The 8,968-nt window shown below is 69.6% G+C and carries 8 protein-coding genes and 1 tRNA gene; 5 read left to right on the top strand and 4 right to left on the bottom strand.

All coding sequences use genetic code 11. The annotated features are described in order from the left end of the window. Positions 1-1,225, bottom strand: a 1,225-nt coding sequence (gene tilS, locus EFAMC1_RS00090) for a tRNA lysidine(34) synthetase TilS (RefSeq protein ID WP_187324462.1), incomplete at its 3' end; no start/stop codon positions are given. A gap of 131 nt (positions 1,226-1,356) precedes the next feature. Continuing rightward, positions 1,357-1,641, bottom strand: a complete 285-nt coding sequence (locus EFAMC1_RS00085) for a hypothetical protein (protein WP_154052312.1) — start codon at positions 1,639-1,641, stop codon at positions 1,357-1,359. A 160-nt stretch (positions 1,642-1,801) separates the two neighbouring features. Between EFAMC1_RS00085 and EFAMC1_RS00080 the strand changes: the two genes are divergently transcribed. Continuing rightward, a complete protein-coding gene (locus EFAMC1_RS00080) occupies positions 1,802-2,620 on the top strand; it encodes an MBL fold metallo-hydrolase (protein WP_154052311.1) in 819 nt (272 codons plus the stop codon). 161 nt (positions 2,621-2,781) lie between these two features. Here the strand turns inward: EFAMC1_RS00080 and serS are convergent, their stop codons facing one another. Continuing rightward, positions 2,782-4,068, bottom strand: a complete 1,287-nt coding sequence (gene serS, locus EFAMC1_RS00075; protein WP_154052310.1) for a serine--tRNA ligase — start codon at positions 4,066-4,068, stop codon at positions 2,782-2,784. Between the two features lie 228 nt (positions 4,069-4,296). On the opposite strand from serS, the gene EFAMC1_RS00070 reads away from it, so the two are divergent. Beyond that, positions 4,297-4,482 (top strand): DUF6724 family protein, encoded by a 186-nt coding sequence (locus EFAMC1_RS00070; RefSeq protein WP_154052309.1) that lies wholly within the window; start codon positions 4,297-4,299, stop codon positions 4,480-4,482. A 67-nt stretch (positions 4,483-4,549) separates the two neighbouring features. Continuing rightward, positions 4,550-5,536 (top strand): hypothetical protein, encoded by a 987-nt coding sequence (locus EFAMC1_RS00065; protein ID WP_154052308.1) that lies wholly within the window; start codon positions 4,550-4,552, stop codon positions 5,534-5,536. Positions 5,537-5,949: 413 nt separating this feature from the next. On the opposite strand, the gene EFAMC1_RS00060 is transcribed toward EFAMC1_RS00065, so the two are convergent. Further along, positions 5,950-6,036 (bottom strand) — tRNA-Leu (locus tag EFAMC1_RS00060). Between the two features lie 323 nt (positions 6,037-6,359). Between EFAMC1_RS00060 and EFAMC1_RS00055 the strand changes: the two genes are divergently transcribed. Together EFAMC1_RS00055 and EFAMC1_RS00050 are read left to right on the top strand one after the other, a co-directional pair. Next, positions 6,360-8,135: a serine/threonine-protein kinase gene (locus EFAMC1_RS00055; RefSeq protein ID WP_187324461.1), complete on the top strand. Its 1,776-nt coding sequence runs from the start codon at positions 6,360-6,362 to the stop codon at positions 8,133-8,135. 1 nt (position 8,136) lies between these two features. Continuing rightward, positions 8,137-8,968: DUF3662 domain-containing protein (locus EFAMC1_RS00050; RefSeq protein ID WP_154052306.1), on the top strand; the 832-nt coding region annotated here is incomplete at its 3' end.

Genomic DNA, 8,968 nt, shown 5'->3' with positions numbered 1-8,968 from the left:
CCCCGGCCAGCGCGCCCGCACCCGCCGCGCCGGCGGCCAGCCCACCCGCGGCTCCCAGCTCGAGCGCGCCCGTGAGCCCGGGCGCCGCAAGCGTGGCCGACATGCCCGGTGCGCTCGCAAGCGCCGGCACCCCCAGCCAGCCCGAGGCCAGCGCGCTGGGCTCCGCCAAGCGCGCCCGCACGAAGAGTGCCCCGTAGGCCACGCGCACGTCCACGCCCAGGGGCAACGTGGAAGACCCCTCGCCCGCGGCCACGATGGCAAGCACCCGGCCCACGTGGCGGGCCTCCAGGCGGCACTCGGGACAGGCGGCCTGCACGGCAAGCCGAACCACCCGTCGCGCGATGGCCACGTCGGTGGCCGCGAGCCGTCCGGCATCGAGCACCACGAGCCCCTCGGCACGCCGGCGCTCCAGAGACATCAGCGCGCGCATCGACAGCTGCGTGAGGTAGGCGTCCTCGTCCGAGAGGATGTCGCAGGTGGCGGCCATGTTCTCCATGAGGCGCTGGTTGCGCGCGAGGGCGCGCGGCACGATCTCGTGGCGCACGAACGCGCGCAGGTAGTGCGTGTCGGCGTTGGTGACGTCCTCGTGCCAGACGATGCCGCGCATGCGCAGGAGGTCGCAGAGCTCGGCGTGCGTGCGGTCCAGCAGCGGCCGCACCACGCGGTTTCTCCGCCGCGGTATGGACGAGAGCCCCTGCGAGCCCGACCCCTTGATGGCGTTCATGAAGAAGGTCTCGGTGCGGTCGTTGGCCGTGTGGGCCGTCACGATGCGCGCGGCCGAGCGCGGAAGCCCCTGCCGCTCGCAGAGCTCGTTGGCAAGCCGCCCCGCTGCCGCGTAGCGCACCTCGCGCGCCACGTTCTCCACGTTGGTGTCGCCCGTGGCGGGCGCCTGCGCCAGCGCCGCCACGTTCACGCGCTCCACGGTGCAGGGGATGCCGTAGCGCTCGGCCAGCTCGCGGACGAACTCCTCGTCCTCCTCGGCGTCGATGCCCCTCAGCTGGTGGTTCACGTGCAGCACGTGCAGCCGCTCGCGGGCGATGCGGGCCCGGCCGCGCCCGTCGTCTATGTCAAGCTCTGAGGTGGCGGCAAGCACGAGCAGGGCCGTGGAGTCGGCCCCTCCGGAGACCATGAGCACCACGGGGCCCGACGCCGCAGCGCCCGCACGTCCGCTGGGGCGCGCAAAGGCAGGCGCTCCCGTTGCATATCTCCTGCTTACGCTTGGCATGGTCGTCCCCCTCGACGGCGCGACGGGTCATCGTGACCACCGCCCGTAACCCGGGCGCCGGCCATGGTGACCCCATACAGATTGGGTAGTGTACGACTCGCGCGGACGGGAGGACCCGCTCGTGGGCGGAATCAGTCGTGGGCGGCCTGCAGGATGCGTCCGCCCAGGTCGGTGAGCTCGTACTCGTTCTCGAGCTGACCGCCGTTCTTGAGGTAGCGGCGATGCACGGAGATGAGGCCCTTGTCGTCCAACATCCTCAGTGACTTGTGCGCCGACCCCGCGCAGCACCCCAGCGCGACCGAGAGCTCGCCGATGCTCATCACGGCAACCCCCTCGCGCTCGGAGAGCACCTCGAGCACCTTGAGCTCGGTCTCGTTGATGCGCGCCCCATGCGGCGCCGTCCCCTCGGCCCGCACGGAGCCATCCCTCGCCCATCCCTCTACAATGGTTCGCTGCCGACGCGAGTCGCCGCCGCGCGCTCGCCTCGCCGGATTGCACGGCAGACGGCACGCCCAACACACTCGCCGTCACACCACGCACCTCCGCACGAACGCACCACGCCACACAAGGAGAGCCATGACGCCCCACATGCACCTGCACATCCTCGCCAGTGGATCCAAGGGAAACGCCACGGTGGTGGAGGGCCCCACCGGCTCTGTCCTCATCGACGACGGCCTCTCGCGCCGAGAGCTCATGCGCCGGGCCGACGAGCTGGGCGTGGACATGGACCGCGTGGAGTGCGTGGTGGTCACCCACGAGCACGCCGACCACGTGAGCGGCCTCTCCGTGTTCTGCAACCACTATGACGGCAGGCTCGTGGCCACGGCGGGCACGGCCGGCGGGCGCTCGTACCTCACGGCGCTGCCGTTCGAGCTTGTGGGGGCGGACGACGAGTTCGAGGCGGGCGGGCTGCGCCTCCGCACCTTCCCCACCTTCCATGACGTGGCCGATCCCTTTGGCCTGCGCTTCGACTGCGGAAGCGACGCCGACGTGGACGCCATCGGATACTGCACCGACACGGGCATGCTGGGCGAGCGGGCCTTCGACCTCCTGCGCGACGTGCGGGTCCTCGCGCTCGAGAGCAACCACGACGCGCGCATGCTGGCAACGGGGCCGTACCCCGCCTACCTCAAGGAGCGCGTGGGCGGCAACCACGGGCACCTCTCCAACGGCCAGGCCGCCGACGCCCTGCGCACGCTCGTGGGGCCGGACACAGAGACCGTGGTGGCCATGCACCTCTCGCAGGAGAACAACCGTCCCAGCGTCGCCGTGCGCACCCTGGCCTCCGCCGTGGGCGCCGAGGCCGCCAACGACACCTTCACCGAGGCGCGGACACCCGACGGCCGCCTCACCATCTGCGCCGCCGGGCAGGACAAGCCCATGACCATCTGGTAGGGGCGGGGTGCCTGCGGACGCCACGGGGGGGGTAGGGCGGGGTGCCTGCGAACGCCACGCAATAGTGCAAAGAGGCGGCGGCCCAGCACAAAAAGCGGCGGCCCGGCATCAGCCGAACCGCCGCAGAATGTGACAAATCATCCGGAAGGAAGTGTAGAGGGCTAGGCGCGCTCGATCTTGTCGCAGCCCATGAAGGGACGCAGCACCTCGGGCACCGTCACCGAGCCGTCGGCGTTCTGGTAGTTCTCCAGGATCGCCGCCATGGTGCGGCCGCCGGGCAGGCCGGAGCCGTTTAGCGTGTGCAGGTAGTGCGTGCCCTTGAAGTTGGCCGGGTCGCGGTACTTGATGTTGGCGCGTCGGGCCTGGAAGTCGCCGCAGTTGGAGCAGCTCGAGATCTCCTTGTAGTTGTTGTAGCTCGGCAGCCACACCTCGATGTCGTAGCACTGGCGCGCGGAGAAGCCCAAGTCGCCGGTGCAGAGCGAGATCACGCGGTACGGCAGCTCAAGCTGCTGCAGCAGGTACTCGGCCTCGCCCACGAGACTCTCGAGCTGGTTGTCGGAGTCCTCCGGCGTGGCGAACTTGACCATCTCGACCTTGTCGAACTCGTGCTGGCGGATGATGCCGCGCGTGTCGCGACCGGCCGAACCCGCCTCCTCGCGGAAGCACGGGGTGAAGGCGGTGTACCAGCGCGGCAGGCTGTCGGCGTCGAGCACCTCGCCGGCGTGCAGGTTGGTGAGCACGACCTCAGCCGTGGGGATGAGGAAGTTGTCACCGCTCACGTGGTAGGCGTCGTCCTCGAACTTGGGCAGCTGGCCCGTGCCGAACATGGTCTGGCGCTTCACCACGATGGGCGGCCACCACTCCTTGAAGCCGCGGCTCGTGTGCGTGTCGAGGAAGAAATTGAGCAGCGCGCGCTCGAGGCGGGCGCCCTGGCCGCCCAGCACCGTGAAGCGGCTGCCGGAGAGCTTGTTGCCGCGGTCGAAGTCCAGGATGTCGAGGCCGGTGCCCAGGTCCCAGTGGGCCTTGAACTCGAAGCCCTCGGCCTTGAAGTCGCGCGGGGTGCCCCAGCGGCGGCGCTCCACGTTCTCGGTCTCGTCAACGCCCACCGGCGTGGCCGGGCAGGGGATGTTGGGCAGGTGCGCCATGAAGTCGAAGAGGTCACCCTCGATCTCGGTGCGCTTCTCGTTCAGGCCGTCGATCTTCTCGTTGACCTGGCGCACGGCCTCCTTGGCGGCCTCGGCCTCGTCCCTCTTGCCCTCCTTCATGAGGGCGCCGATCTTCTTGGACTCGGCGTTGCGCGTGGCCTGCAGCTCCTCGACCTCGCCGATCACCGAGCGGCGCTCGTCATCGAGCTCGAAGAAGCGGTCGCGGTCCCAGCTGGTCTGGCGGTTGGCCATGGCCTCATCGACCGCGTCGGGGTTCTCTCTTACAAACTTGATGTCGAGCATGGTGCTCCCTCTCGTTGCTGCGCCGGCGCGACTCCGCCGCGCCATGCCTTGCCTGCCCGTCCGCGCAGGCGCCGTGCCTGCGGGAATCTCTGACTTCACGGCCGGTGGCCGCGCGCTCGCCGCGCCGCCGCCCACCACGGGTTCGTTGCCCTGGTGGCCAAGTATATACTTATGGCTGCTCATGACGGATGGCGCCCGCGCGGCGCCACACGGGAAGGCGGACGCCATATGGACATAGCGGGATTCTTTGGCTGGCTCTTTGGCACGCGCACGGGGGTCCTGTGCCTCCTGGGCGGCGCGCTCGTGGGCTTTCTCATCGCCGCCATCGTCCTTGAGCGCAAGACCCGTGAGGAATACGACGAGGATGAGGATGACGAGGACGGCTGGTCGTTTTTCGATAGCGACAACAAGTAGCTGATAGCTGGGCTCTGCGCGCCATGGCGGCAGGGGCCGTCCGTGACGCCGACGACACGGAGGCACCATGAGCAGACGAGACGCGCAGACAGACCCGTTCAACGCCGGAGACCCCACGATGCCGTGGGACAGCGAGCCCCGCGACGCGGGCTCGTCTGACGGCCGCGCCTCACAGGAGGAAGCGGCCGAGCGGGACCGCAAGAGGTCCGAGACCGCCAAGCGCCAGTCGGCGCGCAGGGAGCGCGAGAGGTCCACTACCAGTTCCCCCAAATCCAAGACCAACCGCGACACCCACGACACCGCCAAATCCAAGGACGACAAACGGGTCGGCTGCGAGACGATCGTCGCCAGCATCTTCGTCATGTTCGTTGCCCTCTGCGTCCTCATCGGCATCGTCGCGCTCTTCATGGTCAGCTGCTCGGACAGCGATACGGGCACCTCGGGCGACACGTCCGAGACCCAGTCGCGGGCCTTTGACTACGACACCGTGCAAAGCCTGCTCATCGAGCAGGAGCAGGACGTCCTCGAGCAGCGCCTCGACGCGCTCGCGGAGAAGGACGAGGCCACGGTCAAGCAGGTGGCCGGCCACATCGACGCGGACTTTGCCCACTACGACCCGGAGCTCACGCTCGAGAGCGTCGGCATCGACCCGACCGAGATCGCGCGGTGGTACCTCGACCACACGACCTACGACCTCAGCGACTCCGACGAGACGGGCGCCAACTTCTACGCGTACACGGACGACGGGAACACCTCGTGGGTGTGCAGGGCATTCTTTCATGTGACGGCGCCGGGGCCGGGAAGCGTGACGTGGAACCTCGCGAGCTTTGCGTACAACCTCAAGCAGCAGCACGACGGGATGCTCACCGATGCCGACAAGCAGAGCATCCGCGCCAAGCTGGAGGAGCTCGAGGGCCAGGCCGAGCAGCAGGACAACTACGTGAGCGTCGACTTTGTAGGAACCTGCGACGAAGACGGCTCGAACGCGAAGGCCACCATCGACGAGGACAGCTGGGACAAGGTGCTCTCGCAGGTCTACAGCACCTTTGGCTGATGTGGCAGGCGGCCGAGGGTAGATGAGCGCTTTGTCGATGCCCCCCCCTGGCTGGCAAACCGCGCGTCCGATCCGCCCCCGCGCCTCGTTATTCCGGTTCGTGGTCACGAGGGGCGATTTACCGTTCCTCTTTGCGGCGGGTCGCGACCGATTTCCTGCAACACGGAACCCCGGCGGCCCCACGTGGCTTCCGCGGAGTCCGTCTTGAGGTTCAGGCCGGCCTTTCCATGCCCCAAGAGGCCATGATCCAGCCGCGCGATGCACGGTAAGTCGCCCCTCGTGACCACCCAGGCGAAAACCGACTACCCGGCCGGCTCCCGAAACCCCACATACGGGCAGAACGAGGTCGTCCGATGGGCTCGTGGCAACGAAAAAGGCTCCCGGGCGATTGCCTGGGAGCCTCATTGATTACATGGTGCGGGCGAAAGGACTTGAACCTTCATGGGGTTGCCCCCATACGGACCTGAACCGTACGCGTCTGCCAATTCCGCCACGCCCGCAGATGCGGGATTCATAATACACTAGCCCGCCCTAGACCGGCAAGAACTATTTTTGAGGCTTTGGGACTGGGGGAGAAGCTGCCGGGAGCCTTGGGGCTGGGTGAGGGCTTGACGAGAGCTTTGGGGATCCACGAGTGATTGGGCGCAGCAGAGCCAAACGAGCGGCAGAGACGCGGGTCGCCCGCGTAGGCTTGTGCGGCAGTCAGGCTCCCCAGATACATATTGGTAGAATGGCGCAAACGCATGGGCGTGGCACCGCGCAGGCCAACGCGCGAATACGCGCGCCCGCAACGGCACAACGCAGCAGAAACGAGGAAGTCGCCGTGCAGCCCCCCGAGCCACAGAGTGGCTGGGCGCCCCAGTCGCCCGCCCAGACCCTGCCCGAGCAGCCCCTGTTGCTCGGCCGCTACCGCGTGGTGGAGACGCGCGGTACGGGCGGCTTTGGCTCGGTCAAGGTGTGCTGGGACATCCGCCTCGAGCGCCGCGTCGCCATCAAGTGCCTGCCGCTCTCCCAGGCCCCCGAGGCCTCGGCGTCCACCCTCTCCGAGGCGCTCGACGAGGCCCGCATCACCTCGCGGCTCACGCACCCCAACATCGTCACCGTCCACGACTTCGAGGTCGAGAACGGCTGCGCCTACCTCATCATGGAGTTCGTCGACGGCCTCACCCTGGCCGAGCTCATGGCCCGCGTGGAGGGCGGCGTGCTCACCTACGACGAGTGCGCCCACCTGCTCGACTCGCTGGCCGACGCGCTGGACTACGCGCACGGCCAGGGAGTGCTGCACCTCGACATCAAGCCGTCCAATATATTCATCGACACCACCGGCGCCGTGAAGCTGGGCGACTTTGGCATGGCCAGCCTGGCAAGCGCCGCCGGTTGGGAGGGAGCGCGCGGCGGAACCGTGGGCTACATGCCCCCCGAGCAGCTGCAATGCTCCCTGGTGGACGAGCGCACGGACGTCTTCTCGCTTGCGGTGGTGCTCTACCAGGCCCTCACGGGCACGAGCCCCTTCGCCGCCAAGGACGCGGAGGCCTCACTCAAAAAGATCGCGCGCGGAGCCAAGCCGCTCGCCAAGGTGGAGCCCGAGCTCGCGGGGCCCGTGAGCGACGGCCTTACCCGCGCGCTCTCGGCAGACGCGGGCGAGCGCCCCACGAGCGCCGGCGAGCTGGCGCGGGCCGTCATCCCCTACCTGGGAGACGAGATGGAAGGCCGCCAGAGCGTGGCCTCCCTGCTCTCGCAGGCGTCGGGCGAGACGGGCCCGGACGAGCAGGCCTGGGACGACGCGGCCCGCGTGAGCCTGGTCGAACGCTGGCCGTGGCTTCCGGGCGCGGTGCTCCGGGCCACGTCGGCACTCGCCTGTGCGGGTGCGGCCGCGAGGATGGCGCCGGCCACGGCGCCCCACCTCGCGGCGCTGCTCCCGGCAGGCGCGCTCGTACCCGTCTGCGCCCTCGCGCTCGCGGTGGCGGGGGCCACCCTGCCCGAGGCGGGCGGGGCCCTCGCCTGCGTGCTGGCCGTGGTGGCCGTCGCGGCGCCGGGCGTCTACTCGCCGGCGTTCCTCGTGGCAGGCGTCGTGGGCCTGGCGCTCCTCGGCTGGCGGGCGACCACGGCGGGCGCGGGCAGGCTCGCTCACTCGGCGCTGCTGCTTCCCGTGGCGCTGACCTCGCCGGTTGGCGGCGTGGCCCTGGCAGGTGGCACGCTGCGCCCCAAGCCGGCCACCCTCACGGCGGCGGCGGGCGCGGCGCTCCAGCTGCTGCTTGCCCGCACGCTTGGCGCAGCCACCGGTGCGGACGTCGCGGCCGCCGCGCTGGGCATGCTCGCGAGCCCCGCTGCCTGGTTGTTCGTGGCTGGTGTCGCCGCCTCGGCCTGGCTCTGCGCGCTCGTCTCGGCCGACGGCGGCAGAGCCCGGCGCTGCGTCGGCCAGATGTTGGGGGGCGCGGCCGCGATAGCCACCCTCGCACTTGCGAGGCGAGTGGAGAATGGCGGGTTATGGTCCGCCCCGGCGGCCTCGGATATCGCCGTTGCGGTAGTCTGTGCTGTACTTGTGATGATTGCGACTTTGACCCTTGGCCCCGTTTGCCAGCCACGGGAGGATGATTGACGTGAACTTTCTAAACGTCTTCGAGCAGCGCGTGGGCGGTCTCTTTGGCGCCACCGCCCAGGGCCTCACCGCACCCTTCTCGTTCAAGAAGCTCGCCAAGAAGGCGGCGCGCGAGATGGAGGCCGAGACCTTCGTCATCAACGGCGTCGACACGGCGCCCGCCCTCTACACCATCCTCGTCTCCAGCGAGGATGACCTCGTGATGCGCCCGCTCTACTCGCAGCTCACCAACGAGATCGCCCAGTTCATCGAGGGTCAGGCCCAGGGCAAGAACTACGTCTTCGTGGGTCGCCCCGTCGTGCGCTTCATGGCCGACCCGTCGCTCAAGAGCGGCCGCTTCTCCGTCTTTGCCGAGAACGTGGACGTGCAGACCCTGAACCGCCTGCGCGAGGAGGAGGCCCGCTTCCTGGGCGCCGACTCCTCTTTCGATGGCGGCATGGGCGGCGCCGCGGCGCAGCAGCGCGTGCAGCAGGCCCCCATGGCCTCGCCGGCCGAGCCCATGAGCAGCCTCGAGGCAGGCCTCGATGTGCTGCCCCAGGAAACCATCCTCGACGCGGAGGAGGCGGCGCTGGGCAGGGCCGCCCAGGCGCGCCAGTTCCAGAACGTGCCGGCCCAGCAGGGCGCCTACCCGGCGCAGGCGCAGGGCTTCCAGCCCGCCGCCCGCCCGGCTCAGCCCGCCGTCGCCCCCAGGCAGGCCGACGGCCAGCGCATGGTTCCCGCCTACGCGCCGCAGCAGCGTCCCGCCCAGCCGGTGCCGGTTCCTGCTCCCGTACCCGTGGCCCCGCAGGCCGCCGTCGCGGACGCTGCCGGCGCGGCCGCAGGCGCCGCGGCCG

Source organism: Olsenella uli, assembly GCF_901212675.1.
Classification (GTDB): Bacteria; Actinomycetota; Coriobacteriia; order Coriobacteriales; family Atopobiaceae; genus Parolsenella; species Parolsenella uli_B.
This window is presented reverse-complemented; position numbering and strand designations above follow the sequence as displayed.